Origin of the sequence: Luteibacter sp. (assembly GCF_036500425.1) — a bacterium.
Taxonomy (GTDB): Bacteria; Pseudomonadota; Gammaproteobacteria; order Xanthomonadales; family Rhodanobacteraceae; genus Luteibacter.
On record NZ_DASYCB010000054.1, the window covers coordinates 66,034 to 88,093 of the forward strand.

The following is a 22,060-nucleotide window of genomic DNA, read 5'->3' on the forward strand; positions in this document are numbered from 1 at the left end:
GTCAGACGCGTTTGCGGGCGCGCATGTCTTCGCGGACACGGTGCAGTCCCCGGTAAAGCCAGCGGACCGGGGCGTAGACGTGAAAGCCGGCGGTGGCGCGGGTCGAGCGGACGACATAAAGCGAACCGCAAGGTTCGTTGTGGGTCGCCAGCAAGCGCTTGTACTGGTTATCGCCGTAGCCGAAGCTCACGTTCTCCCCAGGGAAGCGATCAAGCAGGGCCGTGATGGCCTGGAAAACGGCGACGGACCCGATACCGACCTTGGCAACATCTTCGTCGTAGCCAAGGTCATCGACGAGGTACGTACCCGCGACACGGTAGCCGTGCACATAGGCCAGGGGTTTCCCGTCACGGATAACGACGTGGCCGATGATGTGCCCCGAGGTGGCGAGGCGCTCGAACAGCGCCACGCGTAGCGGATGGTCCCACTGGGTTGGCAGGTCGTCATGGTGCCATGTACGCGCGTAAACCTCTTGCATGAGTCGGCAGTACTCGCGCATCGAATCCGGCGTATCGAAGGTGTGCAAGGCGGCATCGCTGCCGAGCTTGCGGTAGGCACGGCCAATACGCTGGGTCAGGTCGGTGCGGCGCTTCTTGTCCATCTGGGCCAGCCACGCGGACGATGAGGCCTGGTCGCGGATCGTCCATTGGACCTGCTCGAGCAGGTTTGCGGGCACGAGTCGCATGGCCTCGCCCTTCCCCAGCGACTGCGCGAAGGGGTTGGGTAACGCACTTTCCTGGATGCGAATGACCCGGATGGCCTCGTCGCCATGCAACTGGCGGACGATCGCCAGCATAACTGTCGCCCGATCGGCGGCAGCGGCGACGATGCCCGCACCGAGCAGGCGCAGTGCCTCGCCGTGATAGACGCGGACGCGGCGCCCGGCCAGGTCGAGCCGCGCGGTGTGCCGGATCGCCAGTAGCGGCGCATAGCCCAGCATGCGCCCGGCGCCATCGCGGACCACCACCACGTAAGGCGACGTGCCGTCATCGCGGCTTTCGACTTCGTAGGCGATCCAGTCGGGATGCTGGACGATGCCGTCGCAACCGCCCGGCGTCTCAGCCAGTACAGCCATCTCGTCGCGCGCGGCGCGTAATGCGTCGAGATTTCGCAGGATCGAGCAAAGGTAGTTCATGGGATAGCCTTCGCCGCCGCAGGCGGCACGCTGACGAGCATGCGCGATAGTGCGCGCCCGGGTGGGCCCAGCCTGCGGCTGATGCCCGCCATCAACTGCAGGTCGTCGGCGGACCAGTAGCGCACCCAGGCGCTACCTGGGACGTAGATCGCCATGAAGGCGGCGGCACCGACCAGGAAGCCCAGCCGCGAGGGTGTCGCCTCGGTGGCGGCCCATGCCGCAGCGGTCGCGATCAGTCCGACAACGAACAGGCGTGACATCGCCGCCAGCGGCAAAGCCCCCTGCGTCGCCTTGCGCAGGTAATGTACGGCGAGCACCATCTCCACGATGCGCGTGCCGGCGTAGGTGCAGACCGCGCCAGCCAGGCCGAACGGGGGAATCAGGGCACCGCCGAGGACCGCGTTTGCCACCAGGGCGACGACGGCGATACGGACGCGATCATCCTGTCGATCGACGACGGTCTGGAACGCGGCGATACCGTTACCGATGAGCAACAAGCCACCGAGGACCAGGGTGGCCTCGATCGCGGGAATGGCATCCACGTATCGCGTGCCATACATCAGCCGGACGATCTCCGGCGTGGTGACCACGCCGAGGCCGGCGATGCAGATGCCCACCGCCCAGTAGAACCGGGTGGCTTCGGCGAGGAAACGCGTGGCCTTGGCCGTGCCGCTCTCACCGAAGGTCTTGGCCATGTAGGGCAGCAAGGTTGAAGTGAGCCCGACGGAAAACAGCTGGACGGCGCCACGGGTCAGCGTGCCGGCAATAGCGAAATAGCCCACCGCCACCGAGCCGGTGAACGTGTTCAGCAGGAACACTTCGATGGTGCCAGTGCGGAACGAGCCCATCAGCACCAGCGTGGCGGTGAGCTTGAGATGCCGGTTCACGCGCGTGGTCATCGCCGCCGGTACATCGCCCGGCGCGTAGGGCCGGCACAGCCGCCGGTACATGAGCCGGTTGATCAGGTTCAGTAGCAGGCAGGCGACCGCGAACAAGGCGACGAAGGCGAGCAGCCCGGCGTGGGTAAACATCGCGCCGAGCACGAGCAGCATGCCGACCACACCGCCAACCACGGTCGCAACCGCCTCCGGTTCGAAGCGTTCCTGCCCCTTGCCGATCGCCACCAGCATGGCGTAGTTCGCCTTGGCGACCACGGCAATAACAACCAGCAGCATGATCGGCAGCAGCGACTGATCCCATTCCGATGGGCGGAAGACCACCGCGACCAGCGCGAACAAGCCGATCACCGCAAATGAGCTCCAGCCCTGGATCCGCGAGAACCGCGCGGCCAGGCTCGATGCAAGGCGCGGGTCGCCCATACCATCGGCTTCGGCGATAAACTTGGTCGACGAGGTGGTCAGTGCATGATTGGAGCAGACGATGAGCCAGCCGCACAGCCAGATCGTGAACGCATAGCGGCCGAAGTCTGCCGGGCCGAGTGAGCGTGCGATCCAGACGCTCATCAGCAGGCCGAGCGCATATTCGATATATGTCGAGACCGTGACGATGCCGACGCTGCGTAGTACGTCCAGGCGGCGGGTCATGGGGTTTCTCCGGAGGACGCGGCGTGCTTCGTCGGCGCGCTCTTGCCTATCGCGCGCAAGCGCGCTCCTACCGAATCGCCGTCTCCCTGTAGGAGCGCGCTTGCGCGCGATGGCGCCCCCTCACCCTTGCTCCCAGCGCCGGCTGGCTGCTCCATCATCCACTGCGCTACACCAGCGCCGCGGTTGTTCCAGTTGAATCGGCGCAGGGTGTCGGAGATGGCTGCACACGCGGGACTGTAGGAATCGCCAATCGCCTCAAAGCGCTTCTTCAGTGCGACGGCCTGTGCCGCGTCGGTCGTGAAGTAATGCGCCGCGGCCACCGCAAGACCCAGCTCCACCGTGTGCCCATCGCTGTACCAGCCCTCACTCTCCTGGATCTTCGTGATCGCAGCGGCCGGTGCATGTGATGACGACCAGTACCAGGCGATCTGGCCGTTCGGGCCCGAGCAGTCGTTGCGCCAGTTGTGCGGCGACACCAGCAGCTTCTGATCGATCCAGCCGTAGCGCTCGAGGTAACGGCCGAAGTCCACGATCATCGGCGGAATGCGCGCATCATCGGTCACCAGCCAGGCGTGCCACAGGCCGTCGATGATGTTCTCACTCATCCACGGCGAGGCGCCGCGCACGTCATCGGCACCATGTGGGTCGTTCTCGTGGACGTTCCAGCTATTGCGCCAGGAACCGTCGTCGCCGAGGCCGTCGGGGTTGTGGCGTTGCTGGGCGTCGAGCCAGCCGATCCGGTCCTCGATACGCTGGCGGTCACGCTTGTCGCCACTCAGCTCGAAGGCGGCTACGGTTTCAATCAGGCCGAGGCCCGCCAGGCGCTCGGTGAAATAGTCCTTCGGCCCCAGGTACGGCCCCGGCGGCCCGTTCCATCCGCCGCTAGCCCACAGGTCGGCCATCTTCGTGACCAGTGCTGCGTCATGCATGCTGTCGTCGCCGGTCAGGCCCACGGCCAGCAGGATGGGTTCGATGTAAACGTACTTGACGTCGCACGGTTTCTCGTCCGGCATCCAGCCACCCGCGCAGGAGGGGCTCACCGGTACGCCATCGCGCTTGATCCCCGCCATGTACCAGCGGTAGCTCTCTTCGGCCGCTTGCAGGTAATCGGCGCGACCGGTGCGCACATACGCCTTGAACAGCGTCGAGGGCCGGTCGAACAGCCAGGCGGTAGTGTCTTTCACCGGCAGCGTGCGCGCCCATGAGAACTGGGCATCCACAAAACGCGCATACGCCTCGCTTTTCGTCGCCACGCTTTGCGGGCCGGCGATCAACGAGGCGGTGAGCCATTGCGGTGTCAGGGTCGCCAGTGCCGCGGGGGATCCTTTCACCAGCCCCTCGGCGTACGGCCAGCCCGGCGCGGAGGCCTGGCGCGGTTCGCCCACCACGAAGTAATACGTGCCCTGGGCCGCCCGGAACTGTGCGCGCACCGCGCGGATGCTGTTATCGCGGAAATGCCAGGTCAGCATGACCTTGACGTCAGCGGGTACCTCCTTGCCCTGGGCATCGACGATGCGGACCGTGCGCGGATCCCGCAAAGCGCCGGGTGCGAAAGGGATGCCGACGGATACGGGCAGCGCATCGCCCAGCCCGGCGACGCGGCGCACCTCGATCTTCTGCGCGGCGGGCGGCAGCGTGGCGGCAGCGACGACGTCGGGGCCAAGCACGGATCCGAGCGCAAGCAGGCAGGCCAGGAGAAACAGGAAGCGACGGGTCATGGGACTCGCGATAGGTGGCGCGAAAGACGATCGCGCATCAACGCGCTCCCGCCGGAGCGCGCGACGAGCGAGCTGGCGGGCGTGCGGTTTCATGCGACGGAGGCAATGGGCGCCGCACCGGCGAGTTGGTATTCCCAGCTGAGCGCCGTGCGCACGATGAAATCGAGGTCGTCGTAGCGGGGTTCCCAGCCGAGGACCGCACGGAGCTTGTCGCTACGCGCGATAAGCATGGGGATATCGCCCGGCCGGCGCGGCAACTCCACCACGTTGAGGGCCGCCCCACCTGCACGTGCCACCGCATCCACGACTTCACGCACGCTGTAGCCATGGCCGTAACCACAGTTCAAGGTCAGCGACTCACCGCCGCCGCGCAGATGATCCAGCGCGCGCAGATGCGCGGCGGCCAGGTCATCCACGTGGATGTAATCGCGCACCCCCGTGCCATCGGGCGTGTCGTAATCCGTACCGTAGATCGAGATGCACTGGCGCTTGCCCACGGCGTGCTCGCAAGCGACCTTGATCAGTAATGTCGCCTGCGGCGTGGAATGGCCGATGCGGCCTTCCGGATCACAGCCGGCCACGTTGAAGTAGCGCAGGATCACGTGGCGCATGGCGCCCGTCGCCGACCAGTCGCGCAGCATGGTCTCCGACATCAGCTTGGACATGCCGTACGGGTTGAATGGCCGCGTCGGCGTATCCTCGTCGGCCACGCCATCCTCGGTCGTACCGTAGACGGCCGCCGTCGAAGAGAAGATGAACTTGTCGACGCCGGCCTCGGCGCAGCAGGCCAGCAGGTTGCGCGTATTGCAGGTGTTGTTGCCGTAATACTTCAGCGGATCGCTGACCGATTCCGGCACGACGGTATGCGCGGCGAAGTGCAGCACGGCATCGACCCGGTAGGTTTCCAGGGTGCGCGCGACCAGCTCGCAATCGCCCACGTTACCTTCAACCAGGGCCGCGCCACGGACCGCTTCGCGAAAACCGGTGGAGAGGTTATCGATCACCACCACGCGCTCACCGCGCGCGACCAGCTGTTGCACCGTGTGGCTGCCGATATAGCCGGCGCCGCCAGTTACCAGGACCGTGCTCATGCGTGCCTCCCCGCCGCCGGTGGGAAGTTACGCGCCACCCAGCCGCCGATGCCGTCGACGAGCCGTGCACGGTCGCCGGTAAGAATGTAGGTATGGTCGGTTTCCGCGCGGTAGCTGGTGGTCACGGCCGGGTGGTCCATGACCTTGCCAAAGCACTCACGGAATTGCCGTGCGTGGTTGAAACAGAAACTGATGCCGCCGGAATACACGAGGTATAGCTTCATCCCGCGGCCGACCATCCCGGTGAAATCCGCGATCACTTCCTCGCGCGGCGCGGGCGCCACGGCGAACACCGGCTCCGATGCGGGCTTGTCGCTACCACCGCCGCCTGCCCGATGCCGAAGGAAGCGCGCCCACCGGGCCGGGTCGAACATGCGCGGAAGGTAATGACGCAGCTTGTAGCCCACGGTCTGGTAGGCGTAGCCATCGAGGAATACGGCCCCGCTGACGCGCGGATCACTGGCGGCCACGGTGTGTGCGTTCTGCGCGCCAGAGCAGAGGCCGACCAGGACGAAATGCTCGCAACCGGCCCGCTCGGCGAGCAGCTTCATGGCGTCATCGACATCCGCGCTGACCTGCTGCGTACGGGTGAGGCCGCCGCCACTGGCGCCGCTATCGCCCAGGGTGGAAAGATCGAAGCGTAAGGTCGGATAGCCCGCGGCGTTGAGTTGCCGGGTAAGCTCCACGTGCAGGCGGAAAGGCCCGATCCGGTGCACCATGCCTGCGTTAAGGACGATCACCCCGGTCTCGCCGCGCGCCCCTTCTGGCAGGCCAGCAATACCGACAAGATGCCGGGCCCGGCCAAAACGGAATGCTTCCTCGCGCATTACGCGCCCTCCGTCAGGCGGCCGGTCACGGCCTGGATGAGTGGATGGGAAAGAATGGCGGTTTCTAGCCGGCGCAGATCGCTCCACGGCGTGGGTGGCGCGATGGTCGCGACCTTGCCCCGCTGCGACACGAGGTGATCCCAGCGTGGCGCCGCGCTTGCCGGTAACGAATCCAGCACCAGGGTGGGCACGTTTGGCGCCGGCACACGCAGTGCCTTGATTTGCTTACGCAGGCTGTCGCCGATATCGAAGCCGAGCCATTGCTCGGCGACATCCGCTTGCGAACGTGGCTGGTTGAAACGATCGGCATCTTCACGCAGCGCGGCCTGCATGGTATCCAGCGCGGCCACGTAGTCATCGCCATCGACCACCGGGTCCCAGGCGATCACCTCGGTAAAGCGGGCGCGATCAGCGGCGGCCAGCGCGATGCTGCCCCCCAGGCGCGCACCAAAGGCCACCACGCGATCGACACCGGCGCGGGAACGCAGCTCACCGGCCGCACTGACCGCATCGCCCACGCAGCGCTGCCAGTCCACGTCGGTGCTCTCGCCCGCCGAGTCCCCGGTACCGTGGTAGTCGAAGCGCAGCACAGCGAGACCCTGCGCGGCGAGCGCCTGGGCAAGCTGGCGGTAGAGCCTGTGCGTGCGGATCAGCTCCTGGCCCAGCGGCGGACACATCAGCACCGCGCGGCGCGGCGATGTGGCCGGCGCGTGGTACATGCCGAACAGCCCGCTGTCAGCACCGAAGAAGAACGGCAGTTCGGGGTCGGTACGCATGCTTATCTCCGGTACACCACGCCGATGAAGAACTCGGTTTCGCGATAATCCTGGCCGACCGCATCGCTGGTGCGACGCTCGCGCGCCACCGCGGCGTGCCAGCTCCAGTGGCGGTTCCACTGCTGGCCCAGGTCCAGGCCGAGGCGCACCGTTTTGTCGGTGCGCGACAACGAGGAGTACTTGGTCTGGTCGTAAGTCCCGAAGCCGGTCAGTGTCAAGGTGGGATTGATCCGGTAGCCCACGCCCGCGCTAAGGCCCTTGCCGGTCTGGTTGAATGTGTCGTTATCGATGTAGCGCAATTTGTTCCACGCGGGCGAAACGGTGATCGAAAGGCGCTCACTCTTCCAGCTCCACGTCGCCTCGAAACGCTTTTCCTTGTACACGTCCGAACTGATCACCGCGCTGCCGATACCGATGCCGGAAAGGCTCCCGCGGCCCAGTCCGCCGGTATTGGCAAACGGATCCAGCGCTTCGGTACGACTCGCGTTTTCCGACGCGCCCAGCCCATAGACGGAGGGCGGCGTCATGATGTCGGTGGCTGCATCCGCATACTGATAGGTACCGGCCAGGGCCAGCGAGTTGCGCAGGGTTGGCTGCCAGCCAATCTGCAAGCGCAACAACGGCGATGACCGGTCTTTGCTGTCGTTGAAGTTCAGCCGCGTGCCACCGAGCATGACATCGGCATCGAAATGCGCCAGCTGGCTCGTATAGCGCAGGAAGGCCTCTTCGCGCTTGTAGTTAGCGCTGCTCGGCTGGTTGTCGAAATTGACATCCTGGTATTCGAGGTTACCTGAGATCGTGTCGGTAGGTGTGAGGTCGCGGAACAGGCGGAACGCCGCCAGGCCACGATTGGAATCGAACTCATCCACCTTCGATGCGTAGCTGGAGATGTACCGCAGTTCCACCTGTGCGCGGGTCGAGTCGCCGAAGCGCATGTGCAGCGTGGGGCCCAGCGCCAGCACGTTGGTCTGTTGCTGGTTATCCGGCGAATCCGACGAGAGCTGGTCCACCGGCTGCACGCCGGCGTAGTCTTCGATCGAGAAATCCAGGCGATCCGGCATGACCGTCCAGTTGCCCTGGCCGACGATCTGGGTCTGGGTCTGTGAGTCGAAATGGTTCTGCAGGTACTTGCGGTACTCGACCGTGCCCGCCACGTTAGCCTGGAAGGTCGAGCCCATCTGGTTGAACTGGAACGTCGCGCCGGGCGTGAACACGTTCTCGCTGATCGGGTTATCCGATGAGAGCGCGATGTTGTTACTGTGCTCCAGGCCGGCGTAGAGCGTGTAGTTGAACGTGGCTGCCTGGCCTACTGCCGGCACTGCGCATACAAGCCCCAGCAGCACCGCATGGGTGAGCCTCTTCACTGCCGGCATGTTCCCTCCCCTGGAGCCGAGGCTCACGGTGACTCGTTGAACACCACGCCTGCGAGCTTGGCGGGGTCGAAATTGGCGACGGCCTGGTTGATCGCCGCCGGTGTATCGCGGCCGTACCCGGCCACCAGCACGACGAAGTCCGCCAGGTCCGAAAGGATGCGAGCGTCTGGCGCGCCCTTCACGGGCGGCCCGTCGAGGAACAGGTAGCGATCCGGGTAGCGGCAGCGCAGCGAATCCAGCACCGCACGCATCCGGAACGACGAGAAGTATTCGCTGCTGTTCTCGCGCGCCTTGCCGGCCGGGATCATGCGCATCCGCGGCACGCCGGTCGGGTACATGATCGAGGCGATGCCGCGCGATGGGTGCTCGAGGAAATCGACCAGTCCACCGGTCGCCGGTTCCACGCTCAGCGCCTTGTGCTGATTCGGGTAACGCAGGTTGCAATCGATCAGCAGGCTGGTCTTTGACTCGTCAAAGGCGAACGCCGTAGCCAGGTTGCGCGAGACGAAGCTGCCGCCTGACCGCGGGCTCACCGAGCAGACCAGGGTAATGAAGTTGCTGTCCCCGCCCATCTCGAGCAGGCGGGTACGGATGCCGCGAAAGGCATCCGACTGCTGGCGCACGGATTCCTCGCGATGGATCAGGCGCTTCCGCTCACAGTCCAGCGTCGTCAGCTCGCCGCTTTCCTCGCGCATGCGCGCAATGGAATGGCTGGGCGTGGTATGCGCTTCGTCGTGGGCAGTGGCGATCACGTCGCCGAGTTCGATGTTGTTCACGGCCATCTCGAATGTCCTTTAGCCCTTCAGGCGGAGCCAGATCACGAGGAGGTACACCATGCCCACGCCCAGCACGATCAAGCCCAGCATCGTGTTGTGCAGCTGGCTGCGGCGACGGTCGCGCGGCGTCGGGTAGAACGGCACGGTGGCGAGCACCGGGAAGCCGGTCGCGCGTTCCAGCTGCGCCACGGAGCGGACACGGGGATCAAAGCGCGCCACCATGAAGAGCAGGCCCAGCGGCACGGCGAAGGCAAGCGCGAGGCCGGCCAGGCCGAAGTGCATGAAACGCAGGCCGGACGGCACCAGCGGCAGGGTCGCCGGGTTCTGCACAAGGAAGGTGAGGCCGCGCTGTTCGGCGTCGAGGTTCATCGACACGCGGGCGTTCTCGCGGCGCTTCAGCAGGTCCTGGTACACATCACGGTTGACGGTGTAGTCGCGGGTCAGTTCCGCCACCACGTTCTCGGAGTTGGCGATGCGCTTGCTACGCTCGAGTTCGGCCTGCAGCATGGTTTCGCTCGCCCCCACCCGGGCGCTGCTCGCCGCGGCGTCGGCACGCGACTGGGCCAGCTGGATACGCATCTGCTGGTAGACCGGATTCATCGCCACGGTGTGATCGACCGGCGTACCGCTGCCGATCGCCCGCGAGGCATCGGCCGAGGCCATCTGCTTGCGCACGTCTTCGATCTGGTGACGCACGCGGATCACATCCGGGTAGTCGTCGGTGTAGTTCAGCAGCAGCTTGTCGAGCTGGCCCTGCAGGTCCGCCAGCTGGGTCTGGTAGACCCCGCCGATGGTCTGCACGGCGTTGACTTCGGATTCACCGTTGAGCTGCGACGAGAGTGCGGATGCCTGTGAGACCTTCTGCATGTAATCCATGCGATTGGTTTCGATCTGCGTGCGCAGCTGGCTGATCCGCGAATTGGTGTCGGTTTCGCTACCCGGACGGGCATCGGCGTTCGCATCGCGGTACGCCTTCAGCTTGTCCTCGGCATCGGTCAGCTTGGTCCGGTAGGCCTCGACCTGGCTGTTGATGAATTCATACGCTTCGCGGCTTTCCTGCTGCTTCGAGGCCAGGCTCTCGCTGATGAAACGCTGGCCGAACGCACGGGTCACCTCGAAGGCACGCCGCGGATCGGAATCGAAGTAGCTGATGGTGATCAGGTTGTCGCGGCTGTTGACGATCTTCGTCCGTGCCTTGATCCCTTCGATCAGCTTGTCGCGCTCGATCGGTGTCGGGTTGGACGTGGCCCAGCCACCCGTCTTCAGCACGGCATCCAGCACACTCTGGCTGAAGATCACGTCACGGGCGATGCCGGCGCGATTCTTGGTCCCCGTCGCGGAGGCGGCGCCTTCCATCAACGGCGTGATGATGCTCGAATCCTGCGCGAGGATGGTCACGGAGGCTTCGTACTTCTTCGGCCACAACGTGCCTACCACCAGCGCCACCAGCGCGATCGCTGCGAACACGAGGCCCATGGTGAGGCGGCGTCGGCGTGCTTCACCCAGCAAGGCGGGCAGCATGCCCGCGAAAGGAACGAGTTCCCCACTCATCGAATTACCCTCTTGCCGCCCGGCATAGCCAGGCGAACGATCAAAAAGTGCGCTGCGGGACAGTGATCACATCGCCCGGCTGCACCGGGTAGTTGTTCGCGAGATCACCCTGCTGCAGGATTTTTTCCAGGCGCACGGAATAGGCCTGCGTGCTGCCCTCACCGGTGTGGCGGTAAAGTTCGGTGCGATCAGGTGCGGCGAACTCGGTGGTGCCACCTGCGGCCAACACCGCATCGAGCACCGTCATGCCCTGGCGATAGGGAATGGAGATCGGGCTGCGCACGGCACCCGTGACGCGAACGCGCGAGAGGTATTCGTGGCTACGCAGCGCGGTGAGGATCACCGCCACCTGCGGATCGCGGATGTACTGGCCCAGCTTCTGCTGGATCTCCGCACCGACCTGGTCGGTCGTGCGTCCACCGGCGGGAACGTCACCGACCAGCGGCACGGTGATCTTTCCATCCGGGCGTACCGGCACGCTGACGCTGAGGTCAGGGTTGTGCCAGACGGTGATCTGCAACTGATCGTCCACGCCGATGAGATAAGCCTCAACCACGGGGCTTGCCGCATCCGCTTTCGGTGGCGGAAGCGTGCTGCCGCCGGTGGCGCAAGCCGCCAGCTGCATGGCTGCGATGATGATGGCGACGCGATTCCAACGCTTCATGATGACGACCCGCCCCTGTGTGTTCACTCGGCCGGTATCGTCATTTCTATGGGGCTCCGCGTCCATTCCGACAGCCCGCCTATGCCGTTTGACCGACGGTGAAACCATGCGGTTTGCGCGATGATGTACCTCCCGCGATGCGTAAGAATCCGACCGGGTCACCGTGCTCGAATACCTCCTCTCGCGCCTGCTGCACCCCGCGGTGCAGGCGCTTTTGCTCGGCCTGCTGGCAGCCGCCTGCGTGCTGGCACGCAAGCCGCGCATCGCCTTGTCGGCGGGCCTGCTAGCGGTCGCCTGGATCTGGGTCGCGTCGTCACCCGCGGTCGCTTTGCTTCTGCGCCAGGGTCTGGTGGCGACAACGACGGGTACGCCCCGCGCCGATGCCATCGTCGTCCTCGGCGGCGGTGCCTTGCCTATAGGGCCGTGGAACGAGACCGCCACCCGCGCCGGGATCGGGCTCAGCCTGTGGCAGGAAGGCTATGCGCCCGTGATGCTGGTCTCCGGCGTCGACCAGGCACGCACGCTCGCCTCGGGGTATGCCCGCTCAGGCGTACCGGCCAACGACCTGCGCGTGGAGGCGACCAGCGCCAACACCCATGAGAACGCGCGCAATGCCGCCGCGCTGTTGCATGCCGATGGGCTCGGCAACATCCTGCTGGTGACCTCCCCCATCCATATGCGCCGCGCGGCGGCGTCGTTCCGCCATGAGGGCATCCATGTGTCGCCCGCCCCGGCTGACGATGACGACCACGCCCTGTTGGCGACCTCCGCCCGCTGGCTGCCCCGGCGCGAGGCGCTCACGATGACCGCGCGCTGCCTGCGTGAATACGCGGCGCTGTGGCTCTATGCCCGGCGTGGCTGGATCTAGACCGCGGCCACCGTCCCGAACTGCTTGTAGACGACCTGGTCCCAGACCGCATCGACGTCGCCATCGGCCAGCATGTCGCACGCACTGCGGCCGGAGAAGGCGCGCTGCGGCATGACCAGCCAGCGGGCGGCGCGCTGGCGGTCGCCGATGCAGCACAGCACCAGTTGGGCCAACGGCGGGTGGCTGCTTTCCAGCGCATCGAGGGCGCGGACGATCGCGGCTTCACGCGCATCATGCAGGCGGGTCAGTTCGCCGGCCAGGGCAGCGAACGCGGGGGAAGGCTGGGGCGGTCGCATCGCGGGTTACTCCCGTCAGGCACGTTAGGGAAAACCTATCCCCATGCGCCACCGCCGCGCTTGTAGCGGCTTGATGCGCCTTCCCGGCAGTTGCTACGACTAGGGGTCGCCGGTCTCGATCTGCAGGGAGGTCTTGCCATCCCTGCGGACCAGGCCGGGGCCGAACTGGACCACTTTCGTGTCCTTCAGCACAACGGTGTAGTCCTTATGGGAGAAGGAGAACCGGCTCGGCCGGCGATCCAGCCAGCTCATGACCTCGTAGCCGATGATGCTGCGATCCGAATCCGGGGGCCCCAGGCGCTCCAGCACGTCATCGCGCGAGGTGCCGACCTCGAGCCGGGAGACCTTTGCGGCCATGCCCTGGCAACCAGCAAGCATCACTGCCATGGCGGCCACGGCGATCAGGCGTTTCATCGGCACCCCGGTGTCGAAAAGGCATGCCCCGGATGGTACCCCAAGCGGTAGCATCGCGGCCGCCGCTGCGCTATTCATGGACGCAGGCCTGACCGGGGAAGAGCCATGGCGCTGTTTGAAAGCATGATCCTGCTGTCCCTGCTGGCGGTCGTGCTGCTGCGGGTCTCCCGGCGGCTGGCCTTGCCCTACCCCACGATCCTGGCCGCCGCTGGCACCGCCGTCGCCGCCCTGCCCTGGGCGCCGCAGATCGCGATGGACCCGAAACTGGCCCTGGTCCTGTTCATCGCCCCGGTGCTGCTCGATGCCGGCTTCGACATGCCACCGCGCACCCTGCGGCGGTTCTGGCTGCCGACGGTGTCGCTGGCGGTCGTAGCCGTAGCGCTAACCACGGCCGCGGTGGCGTGGCTTGGCGTGGCCTGGGCGGGCATGCCGATCGCTGCCGCCGTGGCGCTGGGTGCCATCGTCGCGCCGCCGGATGCCGGTGCAGCGACGGCGATGCTCTCCCGGCTGGATCTGCCGCGCCGCACCGTGCAGGTGCTTACCGCGGAAAGCCTGCTCAATGATGCCTCAGCGCTGCTGATCTTCGGCGTTGCGGTACGTACCGCCATGGCTCCCGAAGGCCTCGCGCACACGATCCCGATGCTGTTGCTCGCCGTGCCCGGTGGGCTGCTGCTGGGCTGGATCCTCGGCCGGCTGTTTATCTACCTGGCGCGCGAGCTGCGCGGCACGCTCAGCGCCACGCTTTCCCAATTCGCTTCGGTGTTCGGTGCCTGGATCGTCGCCGAGTACCTGCATGTCTCGGCGATCCTGTGCGTGGTGTCCTTCGCCATGACCATCGCCCATGTGATGCCGGGCGAAACCCCACCACGCGATCGCGTACACGCGTATTCCGTATGGGCCGCGGTGGTGTTTATTTCGAACGTGATCGCTTTCCTGCTGGTGGGACTGCAATCGCGGACGATCATCGCGCGAATGCACGGGCCGGCGCTGGAAACCGCGCTGTGGTTCGCGGGCACGGCGCTGGTGGTGTGCATCGCGGTGCGTTTCGGCTGGGTCATGCTGTACAACGTTTTGCTGCGCCGGTTCCGCAAGAACGAGCCCAACCCCACCCCACAGCAAGGGCTCGTAGTCGCCTGGTGCGGGATGCGTGGGCTGGTTACCCTGGCGACGGCACTGGGCTTGCCAGATAACTTTCCCCAGCGCGACCTTATTGTGCTGACCGCGTTTGCGGTCACGGTCGGCACGCTCGTGTTCCAGGGCACCACGCTGGCGTGGCTCATACGCTTCCTGCATTTCGATCGCGATACGAGCCTGCGCGCCGACGCTTCCCGGGTGCGCCTGGAACTGCTGGATGCCGCCGAGGCCACGCTCACCGGCGAGACCGACGAGGCGGCACGCCGCGTCCACGACGATTACGTCGACGCCCGGCGCGAAGCCGAAGCCGGGCGCAGTCCCGTCGCCGGTACCCGCACGGCGGAACTGAAGCGCAAGGGCCTACAGGCAAAACGCCAACGCCTGCTTGAAATGCGCCACCAGGGCGACATTGATGATGACGTTTTCCATCTGCTGGAAAACGAACTCGACTGGAGCGAGCTGGCGGTGACCGCGCCAGACGAACGCGAAATCGTCGAAGGCTAGAAACGCCCCTGTAGGAGCGCGCTTGCGCGCGATGGGTACTTGCGGCCAGCACCCATCGCGCGCAAGCGCGCCCCTACAGGGGTTTCAGTGGACTGTTGACGGTGTCGCGGGCGCCTGCCCCACCGGCTTTCCATGCGGGTCGAGCGTGTGCCCGGCGGCATCGGTATCGTGGTTCGTCGCGTTGCGCACCTTGGGCGTAACACCCATCGCGGGCTGAACCGGGGTCAGACCGCGCTCGGTGGCACCCGCGTTAGAAGCGGGCCGCTCCGGTGCGGCGGCTGGGTTCGCTGATGACGTTGTGGATACCGGGTTTCGCGGCAGTTGCGCTGGACTGGCCTGGGGAACCGACGCCGGGTGCGCGTTGGGCTGGACGGCCGTGGAAGGCCGGGCCGGGGATTTCGGCGAGGCTCCTTGGGCAGGTGGCTCGGAGACCTGGGCAAACACGGCGGGCGTGGCCACCAGTAGCGCGACGATCAGCAGGGGACGCATGGCGTTTCCAGCAGGCGCGCCTGGGGGCGCGATTCCTTGACCCTAGAGCGAACGATGTGAACGTCCCGCCTGCCTGCTAGGCTGCGTTCTTCCCTTTCCGGAGACATCCGATGTTCCTTGCCCTTATCTTCGCTTTCGCAGGCGCCGATGGTTTTGATGCGCGCGTGCAGGCGGCCAAGGCGCTGGAAACGAATGCCGAAGGCAAGGCGTTCCAGGCCAAGCTCTGGGACAAGATCGGCAACCCCTCCACCGATGCGCTGAAAGGTTGCATCAAGAGCAACGCGCCGGCGGATACGCAGGCGTTCACCCTGGCGGCGGCGGTCGATGCGGAGGGGCAAACCAGCCATGTCGTGGTCCAGCCCGCCACGCCGGTGGCCACCTGCTTCGCCGGCCAGTTCTCGACGTGGTCGTTGCCGGCACCGCCGAAAACGCCTCGCCCTTATCCCATCGAAATCGACATCACGATGACCGAGTGAGCGACACCCCTGTAGGAGCGCGCTTGCGCGCGATCCGGGGTTGCGGCAAGCACCCATCGCGCGCAAGCGCGCTCCTACAGCTAATTGAGTTCATCGGGGTCGGGGCCCATGCGGTTGCCCTTGTCGAGCTTTGCGATCGCAGCCATGTCGTCGGCCGAGAGTTCGACATCGAACACGTCGATGTTGCCGCGGATGCGTTCTGGCGTGACCGATTTCGGGATCACCATGTGGCCGAGCTGCACATGCCAGCGCAAGATCACTTGCGCCGGTGACTTCCCGTATGTCTTTCCAAGCGTTACGAGCGTCTCGTTCTTCAACAAGTCACCACCCTGCCCCAGCGGGCTCCAGGCTTCGGTGATCACGTTGTGTTTGCGGTTGGCGGCAGCGACATCGTTCTGCGCGAAATCGGGATGCACTTCAATCTGGTTGACCACCGGCGCCACGCCGGTTTCCTTGATGATCCGCTCGAGGTGGTCTGGCTGGAAATTGCTGACGCCGATCGAGCGAATTCGCCCTTCCTCGCGCAGGCGGATGAACGCCTTCCACGTATCCACGTAACGATCGCGCTTCGGCGTCGGCCAGTGGATCAGGTACATGTCGAGGTAATCGGTGCCGAGCTTCTTCAGGCTCGCATCGAACGCCCGCAAGGTCGAATCGAAACCCTGCTCGGAATTCCACAGCTTGCTGGTCAGGAAAATGTCGCTACGTGCGATGCCGCTCTTCGCGAGCCCATCGCCCACGCCCTCTTCGTTCTTGTAGATAGCGGCGGTGTCGATCGAGCGATAGCCCGCCTTCAGCGCTTCCTGCACGGCGCGCGAGGTTTCATCGTTGGGGATCTGGAAGACGCCGAAGCCGATCTGTGGCGCCTTGCGGCTATCGTTGAGTGCGAGCAGCGGGACGGAATGTGCCATGCCGTGTCTCCTGGGGAGTGAGGATGCCACCCACCATGCTGGTGGATGGCCCCGCATGCACGGCGTGATGGATCAGTCGTGCCGCGCCGAGTAATGGGTATCGACGTAGTTATCGAGGATGGCGACGAACTCATCGGCGATGTTGTCACCGCGCAGGGTCATCGCCTTTTCACCATCGATGAACACTGGCGCCGACGGCGCCTCGCCGTTACCCGGCAAGGAAATGCCGATGTTCGCGTGCTTCGACTCACCCGGGCCGTTCACGATGCAACCCATGACGGCCAGCGTGAGGTTCTCCACGCCATCGTATTTCACGCGCCACTCGGGCATCCGCTCGCGGACGTGGCCCTGGACCGTCTTCGCCAGTTCCTGGAAGAACTCGCTGGTGGTGCGGCCGCAGCCCGGGCACGCGGTCACGAGGGGCGTGAACGCGCGCAGGCCCATGGTCTGCAGCAGTTCCTGCGCCACGATGACTTCCGCGGTACGCGACTGGCCCGGCTCGGGGGTCAGGGAGATGCGAATGGTGTCGCCGATGCCTTCCTGCAGCAGCACGGAAAGCGCCGCGGCCGACGCCGTGATGCCCTTGGAGCCCATGCCGGCTTCGGTCAGGCCCAGGTGCAGCGCGTAATCACCGCGGCGGGCCAGGTCGCGATAGACCGCGATCAATTCCTGTACGCCAGAGACCTTGCAGGACAGGATGATCCGGTCGCGCGCGAGGCCCAGGTCTTCGGCCCGGGCGGCGGAATCCAGCGCGGAGCGGATCAGTGCCTCGCGGGCGACGTGGCCGGCATCCCAGGGATCGGCGCGGCGGCCGTTCTCGTCCATCAGGGCCGCGACCATCGACTGATCGAGCGAGCCCCAGTTGGCGCCGATGCGTACCGGCTTGTCGTAGCGGATCGCCATCTCGATGATCGAGGCGAACTGGCTGTCCTTCTTCTTGCCGAAGCCGACGTTACCGGGGTTGATCCGGTACTTGGCCAGCGCCTCGGCGCACGCGGGCTCGCCTTCAAGCAGCTGGTGGCCGTTGTAGTGGAAATCGCCGATCAGCGGCACCGAGACGCCCATCATCTCCAGGCGCTCGCGGATACGCGGAACCGCAGCGGCGGCGGCCGGGGTATTCACCGTGATCCGCACCATCTCGGAGCCGGCGCGGGCCAGCTCAGCAATCTGCTTGGCCGTGGATACCGGATCCTCGGTATCCGTGTTGGTCATGGACTGCACCACGATGGGCGCGCCGCCACCGACCTGCACCTTGTCGATATGAACCCCGGTGCTGGGGCGGCGGGAAGCGGCTTCCGCGGGGCGCGGGCGGGTCAGGTCATCGGTCATAGCGGGCCATTTTAGCGCAAGCCCGTGACAGCCGGCATAACCGCCCCTGTAGGAGCGCGCTTGCGCGCGATCCGGGGTCGCGGCAAGCCCCCTCGCGCGCAAGCGCGCTCCTACAGGTCACGCGGATTCCATGGGGCTAGCCGATACACTCGCCCGCATGAACCTCAACCGCTCCCACGCCTTTTCCACCCGCCAGTTCGCCGAACAGGCCCTGAGCCGTAGCGCCGGGGCGCCGCTGATCGGCGGTAATGCCGTCGACCTGCTGATCGATGCTCAGGCCCATTACGACGCCTGGCTCAAGGCCATCGCTGGCGCGAAGCGCCACGTCTTCCTCGAGAACTACATCATCCGCAACGACCGCATCGGCCAGGCCTTCCGTGACGCCCTGGTCGAACGGGCCCGGGCCGGGGTGTTCGTGGCGGTGATCGCCGACTGGGCGGGTTGCCTGGGCCAGTCGCGCTCCAGCTTCTGGAACCCCTTGCGCGAGGCCGGTGGCGAAGTCCGCATCTACAACCCGCCGCGGTTGGGCAGTTCGTTCGGCTGGATCAGTCGCGACCACCGCAAGGTGCTGGTGGTGGATAGCGAGATCGGCTTTCTCTCCGGCGTCTGCATCAGCGAGAAGTGGCTCGGCGACCCGGCGCACGATGTGCCGCCCTGGCGCGATACCGGGGTCATGCTGCGCGGTCCCGCCGTGGCCGAGATCGAGCAGGCCTTTACGGATAGCTGGCGTGACGCGGGGCCGGCGGGCTTACCCGACGATCCGCGCCTTGCCCGCAGCGAGGCGGTGGCCGACGCCGGCGATGTAGCTTTGCGGCTCATCGCCACTCAGCCGAGTACGGCGGGCATGTACCGCCTGGACCAGATGGTGGCGGCCATGGCGACGAAGACGCTATGGCTTACCGATGCTTATTTCGTGGGCGTGGCACCGTATGTCCAGGCCCTGTCGGCGGCGTCGCGCGATGGCGTTGACGTGCGCCTGCTGGTGCCCGGTACCAGCGATATCCCGATGGTGGCCGGCATGTCGCGCTCGGGGTATCGGCCGCTGCTGAAGGCGGGGATCCGTGTGTTCGAGTGGAACGGTTCCATGTTGCACGCGAAAACCGCGGTTGCGGATGGGCGCTGGGCGCGGGTCGGCTCATCGAACCTCAATATCGCAAGCTGGCTGAGCAACCGTGAGATCGACGTGGCGATCGAGGATGCGGGTTTTGCCGGGAAGCTCGCCGCCCAGTACGAGGCCGACCTGGAGAACGCGACGGAGATCCTCCTGCGCGGCGGGCGCCGCGGCGGTACGGGTAATGAACGCATGCGCAGCCGGGCACCGCGCCCACCCCGGCCGAGGCATGCCGGGGGTAGCTCCAGCCGCGCGGCAGCCGGCGCGCTGCGTATCGCGAATACGGTGGGTGCGGCGATCACCCACCACCGCGTGCTGGGCGATACCGAATCGGGCCCGGTGCTGGCCGGTGCGGTGGCGGCGATCGTATTGACGATTGTCGCGGTACTGTGGCCGGCGGTGATCGCGTGGCCGCTTGCGCTGATCGGCGCGTGGTTCGCGGTGAATCTGACGATCAACGGGTTCGCGCTACGCAAGCGCCGGCGGCGGTTGAAGGACGAAGCCGCGCCCTGATAGGGCGCATCGCGCGCAAGCGCGCTCCTACACAAGGCCTACGCAGATCTCTTGTAGGAGCGCGCTTGCGCGCGATGCCTAGTGCCGCGACTTGAAAGTCAACGGCTGCGCATCATTCTGCGCAACCGGCGCCGGCCCGCAACTATGGCAGGAACCGCACCCATCCCCACAACTACCGGACGCACTCGCCGGCTGTACTTTCCTGCCAATCGCCCGCAACACGCCCGCCCGGCCTTCATGATTGAGACTCGCGGAAACCCCGGCCATCACCCGTGTCGACATCTTCGGCAGCAGTTTGCGGAATGCCACATACAGGCTGATCAGCACGACCACGCCGATGATCAGACCCTGGATCAACTGGAAAGCGCTCATGAAAGCGCCTTCGCGATCTGATACGTCGCCAGCGAAGCGAGGTAAGCCAGGCCGAACAAGTAGCCGGCAGCGATCGCCACATTACGCCAGGAATTGGTCTCACGACGTATCACTGCCAGCGTCGACATGCACTGCGGTGCGAACACATACCACGCCAGCAGCGAGAGTGCGGTGGCCAGCGACCACGAATGCGCGATCACCGGCCCCAGCTGCGAGGCCACGGCGTCATCGGTACCCGACATGGCGTACACCGTACCGAGCGCCGCCACGGCAACCTCACGCGCGGCGAGGCCCGGCACCAGCGCAATGCAGATCTGCCAGTTAAAGCCGATCGGCGCAAAGATGTACTGCAGGCCGCGGCCGAGCATGCCGGCGAGGCTGTAGTCGATCGCCGGCCCCGTCGCGCCTTCCGGCGGCCCCGGGAAGCTGGAGAGGAACCACAGCAGTACCGTGAGCGCGGTGATGATGCCACCGACGCGCTTCAGGAAGATCAACGCGCGCTCCCACAGGCCGAGCGCCACATCGCGCACGTTCGGCAGGCGGTACGAGGGCAACTCCATGATCAGCGCATGTTCGCTGCGGTCCTTGCGGAAGCGCTTCATCACAAAGGCGACGCCCAGCGCGCTGAAAATGCCGGCGAAATACAGCACGAACAGCACGATGCCCTGCAGGTTGAACAGGCCCACCGCGCGATTCGGGATGAACGCGGCAATGAGCAGCGTGTACACCGGCAAGCGCGCCGAACACGTCATCAGCGGCGCCACCAGGATCGTGGTGAGGCGATCGCGTGGATCGTTGATGCTGCGCGTGGCCATGATGCCCGGAATAGCGCAGGCGAAGCTGGACAGCAGCGGGATAAACGCACGCCCGGTCAGGCCCACCTTGAACATCATGCGATCGAGCAGGAACGCGGCACGCGGCAGGTAACCGGATTCCTCGAGGATCAGGATGAACAGGAACAGGATCAGGATCTGCGGCAGGAACACCAGCACGGCACCGAGGCCGGCGAACACGCCATCGTTCAGCAGGCTGTGCAGTGCGCTGTCGGCGGGCAGAAAGCTCGTGGTCCACACGCCCAGGGCGGTGATGCCGTCGGTAATCGCATCCATCACCGGCTGCGCCCAGGAGAACACCGCCTGGAAAATCAGGAACATCAGCACGGCGAGGATTGCCAGGCCGAACACCGGATGCAGGGCCCAGCGATCGATGGCGTCGTCGATGGCCGCCGTGTTGCGCGTGCTGGAGACCGCCTCGGCCAGGATCGAGCGCACCTCGGCATGCAGGCCGTCGACACCCGCTTCGTCGATCGGCGACGGCTGCACATCCGGCACGGCCGCGTCGAGACGCTCGACCAACTTCTTCGCGCCACCGCGCTGCACGGCGATGGTTTCCACCACCGGGACGCCAAGGCGCCGGGAAAGCGCATCGACATCGATGACCAGGCCACGCTTGCGAGCCGCGTCCATCATGTTCAGCGCGAGCACCATGGGCCGGCCCAGCCGGCGTACTTCGAGCACGAAGCGCAGATGCAGGCGCAGGTTGGTGGCATCGGCCACACAGACGATCAGGTCAGGCGCGGCCTCGCCCGGGTAACGACCCTGGCAGACATCGCGGGTGATCGCCTCATCCGGGCTGGTGGCATCGAAGCTGTACGCGCCCGGCAGATCCAGGATCTGCAGCGAGCGGCCGGAAGGCGCGATGAAACGGCCCTCCTTGCGCTCGACCGTCACACCCGCGTAGTTGGCGACCTTCTGGCGACCGCCGGTTAGCTGATTGAACAGCGCGGTCTTGCCGCAGTTCGGGTTGCCGACCAGGGCGATACGCAGGGTCGAGGCGCTCATGCCGCACTGCTCACGCTGACATCCACCCGCGCCGCTTCCGTCTTGCGCAATGCGAAACGCGTCGAGCCGATCTGGATCAGCAAGGGATCGCCGCCGAGCGGGCCCCGGGCCACCAGGCGTACCGGCTCGCCTGCGACAAAGCCCAGGTCGCGCAAGCGCTGCGCGATGGCGTCGGCGGGATGGGCATCGGTAACGGACTGGACCACGGCTTGGGCACCTTTCGGCGCGTCGGACAGGCGCACTGGGGAATTTCTCAAATAAGAACGGTTCGCATTGTAAGCCTTTTCGCCGATCCCCTGCATCTCACGTAGGGAATTGACGGATCAGGGTCGGGGCCCACGCCTACA

22 protein-coding genes are annotated in these 22,060 nt (G+C 65.9%); 4 read left to right on the forward strand and 18 right to left on the reverse strand.

What is annotated here, in order from left to right:
- Window position 1: 1 nt before the first annotated feature.
- The 10 genes from VGN46_RS13595 to VGN46_RS13640 form a co-directional block, all read right to left on the reverse strand.
- Window positions 2-1,135 carry a GNAT family N-acetyltransferase gene (locus tag VGN46_RS13595; protein ID WP_331644250.1) on the reverse strand — a complete coding sequence of 378 codons (1,134 nt, stop codon included), beginning with the start codon at window positions 1,133-1,135 and terminating at the stop codon, window positions 2-4.
- Entirely contained in the window at window positions 1,132-2,679 is a 1,548-nt protein-coding gene (locus VGN46_RS13600) for an oligosaccharide flippase family protein (protein WP_331644251.1), read from the reverse strand. The genes VGN46_RS13595 and VGN46_RS13600 overlap by 4 nt, the downstream gene beginning before the upstream one ends.
- The gene (locus VGN46_RS13605; RefSeq protein WP_331644252.1) at window positions 2,676-4,397 is read right to left on the reverse strand and encodes a hypothetical protein; all 1,722 of its coding nucleotides are present in this window, start codon (window positions 4,395-4,397) and stop codon (window positions 2,676-2,678) included. The genes VGN46_RS13600 and VGN46_RS13605 overlap by 4 nt, the downstream gene beginning before the upstream one ends.
- Window positions 4,398-4,486: 89 nt before the next feature.
- Window positions 4,487-5,488 carry a UDP-glucose 4-epimerase GalE gene (gene galE / locus VGN46_RS13610; RefSeq protein WP_331644253.1) on the reverse strand — a complete coding sequence of 334 codons (1,002 nt, stop codon included), beginning with the start codon at window positions 5,486-5,488 and terminating at the stop codon, window positions 4,487-4,489.
- Window positions 5,485-6,315 (reverse strand): alpha/beta fold hydrolase, encoded by an 831-nt coding sequence (locus tag VGN46_RS13615; RefSeq protein ID WP_331644254.1) that lies wholly within the window; start codon window positions 6,313-6,315, stop codon window positions 5,485-5,487. The genes galE and VGN46_RS13615 overlap by 4 nt, the downstream gene beginning before the upstream one ends.
- Window positions 6,315-7,091: a serine aminopeptidase domain-containing protein gene (locus VGN46_RS13620; protein ID WP_331644255.1), complete on the reverse strand. Its 777-nt coding sequence runs from the start codon at window positions 7,089-7,091 to the stop codon at window positions 6,315-6,317. The genes VGN46_RS13615 and VGN46_RS13620 overlap by 1 nt, the downstream gene beginning before the upstream one ends.
- A gap of 2 nt (window positions 7,092-7,093) precedes the next feature.
- Window positions 7,094-8,464, reverse strand: a complete 1,371-nt coding sequence (locus VGN46_RS13625; RefSeq protein WP_331644256.1) for an outer membrane beta-barrel protein — start codon at window positions 8,462-8,464, stop codon at window positions 7,094-7,096.
- Window positions 8,465-8,487: 23 nt separating this feature from the next.
- Window positions 8,488-9,246 (reverse strand): polysaccharide biosynthesis protein, encoded by a 759-nt coding sequence (locus VGN46_RS13630; RefSeq protein WP_331644257.1) that lies wholly within the window; start codon window positions 9,244-9,246, stop codon window positions 8,488-8,490.
- Between the two features lie 12 nt (window positions 9,247-9,258).
- Entirely contained in the window at window positions 9,259-10,791 is a 1,533-nt protein-coding gene (locus tag VGN46_RS13635) for an XrtA system polysaccharide chain length determinant (RefSeq protein ID WP_331644258.1), read from the reverse strand.
- A 40-nt stretch (window positions 10,792-10,831) separates the two neighbouring features.
- Window positions 10,832-11,455, reverse strand: a complete 624-nt coding sequence (locus VGN46_RS13640; RefSeq protein WP_331644259.1) for an XrtA/PEP-CTERM system exopolysaccharide export protein — start codon at window positions 11,453-11,455, stop codon at window positions 10,832-10,834.
- Window positions 11,456-11,618: 163 nt separating this feature from the next.
- On the opposite strand from VGN46_RS13640, the gene VGN46_RS13645 reads away from it, so the two are divergent.
- Entirely contained in the window at window positions 11,619-12,323 is a 705-nt protein-coding gene (locus tag VGN46_RS13645) for a YdcF family protein (protein WP_331644260.1), read from the forward strand.
- On the opposite strand, the gene VGN46_RS13650 is transcribed toward VGN46_RS13645, so the two are convergent.
- The gene (locus tag VGN46_RS13650; protein ID WP_331644261.1) at window positions 12,320-12,619 is read right to left on the reverse strand and encodes an antitoxin Xre/MbcA/ParS toxin-binding domain-containing protein; all 300 of its coding nucleotides are present in this window, start codon (window positions 12,617-12,619) and stop codon (window positions 12,320-12,322) included. The two genes, VGN46_RS13645 and VGN46_RS13650, sit on opposite strands and share 4 nt — an antisense overlap.
- A gap of 99 nt (window positions 12,620-12,718) precedes the next feature.
- Entirely contained in the window at window positions 12,719-13,033 is a 315-nt protein-coding gene (locus tag VGN46_RS13655; protein ID WP_331644262.1) for a hypothetical protein, read from the reverse strand.
- Between the two features lie 105 nt (window positions 13,034-13,138).
- Here VGN46_RS13655 and VGN46_RS13660 point away from each other — a divergent pair, with 105 nt between their 5' ends.
- Entirely contained in the window at window positions 13,139-14,671 is a 1,533-nt protein-coding gene (locus tag VGN46_RS13660; protein ID WP_331644263.1) for a sodium:proton antiporter, read from the forward strand.
- An 84-nt stretch (window positions 14,672-14,755) separates the two neighbouring features.
- On the opposite strand, the gene VGN46_RS13665 is transcribed toward VGN46_RS13660, so the two are convergent.
- Complete coding sequence (locus VGN46_RS13665; RefSeq protein WP_331644264.1) at window positions 14,756-15,160, reverse strand: hypothetical protein; 405 nt, start codon at window positions 15,158-15,160, stop codon at window positions 14,756-14,758.
- A 110-nt stretch (window positions 15,161-15,270) separates the two neighbouring features.
- Here VGN46_RS13665 and VGN46_RS13670 point away from each other — a divergent pair, with 110 nt between their 5' ends.
- Entirely contained in the window at window positions 15,271-15,636 is a 366-nt protein-coding gene (locus VGN46_RS13670) for a peptidase C13 (RefSeq protein WP_331644265.1), read from the forward strand.
- A gap of 80 nt (window positions 15,637-15,716) precedes the next feature.
- On the opposite strand, the gene VGN46_RS13675 is transcribed toward VGN46_RS13670, so the two are convergent.
- Both VGN46_RS13675 and ispG read right to left on the reverse strand, forming a co-directional pair.
- Window positions 15,717-16,547: an aldo/keto reductase gene (locus tag VGN46_RS13675; protein WP_331644266.1), complete on the reverse strand. Its 831-nt coding sequence runs from the start codon at window positions 16,545-16,547 to the stop codon at window positions 15,717-15,719.
- A gap of 72 nt (window positions 16,548-16,619) precedes the next feature.
- A complete protein-coding gene (ispG, locus tag VGN46_RS13680; protein WP_331644267.1) occupies window positions 16,620-17,876 on the reverse strand; it encodes a flavodoxin-dependent (E)-4-hydroxy-3-methylbut-2-enyl-diphosphate synthase in 1,257 nt (418 codons plus the stop codon).
- Window positions 17,877-18,006: 130 nt separating this feature from the next.
- Between ispG and VGN46_RS13685 the strand changes: the two genes are divergently transcribed.
- The gene (locus tag VGN46_RS13685; protein ID WP_414675257.1) at window positions 18,007-19,500 is read left to right on the forward strand and encodes a phospholipase D-like domain-containing protein; all 1,494 of its coding nucleotides are present in this window, start codon (window positions 18,007-18,009) and stop codon (window positions 19,498-19,500) included.
- 78 nt (window positions 19,501-19,578) lie between these two features.
- Here the strand turns inward: VGN46_RS13685 and VGN46_RS13690 are convergent, their stop codons facing one another.
- From VGN46_RS13690 to VGN46_RS13700, 3 genes are read right to left on the reverse strand one after another with little or no spacing between them, the layout of a single operon-like run.
- Entirely contained in the window at window positions 19,579-19,872 is a 294-nt protein-coding gene (locus VGN46_RS13690) for a DUF6587 family protein (RefSeq protein ID WP_331644268.1), read from the reverse strand.
- Window positions 19,869-21,713 (reverse strand): ferrous iron transporter B, encoded by a 1,845-nt coding sequence (gene feoB, locus VGN46_RS13695; protein WP_331644269.1) that lies wholly within the window; start codon window positions 21,711-21,713, stop codon window positions 19,869-19,871. The genes VGN46_RS13690 and feoB overlap by 4 nt, the downstream gene beginning before the upstream one ends.
- Window positions 21,710-21,955 carry a FeoA family protein gene (locus tag VGN46_RS13700; RefSeq protein ID WP_331644270.1) on the reverse strand — a complete coding sequence of 82 codons (246 nt, stop codon included), beginning with the start codon at window positions 21,953-21,955 and terminating at the stop codon, window positions 21,710-21,712. Before VGN46_RS13700 ends, feoB begins: the two co-directional genes overlap by 4 nt.
- Window positions 21,956-22,060 lie beyond the last annotated feature (105 nt).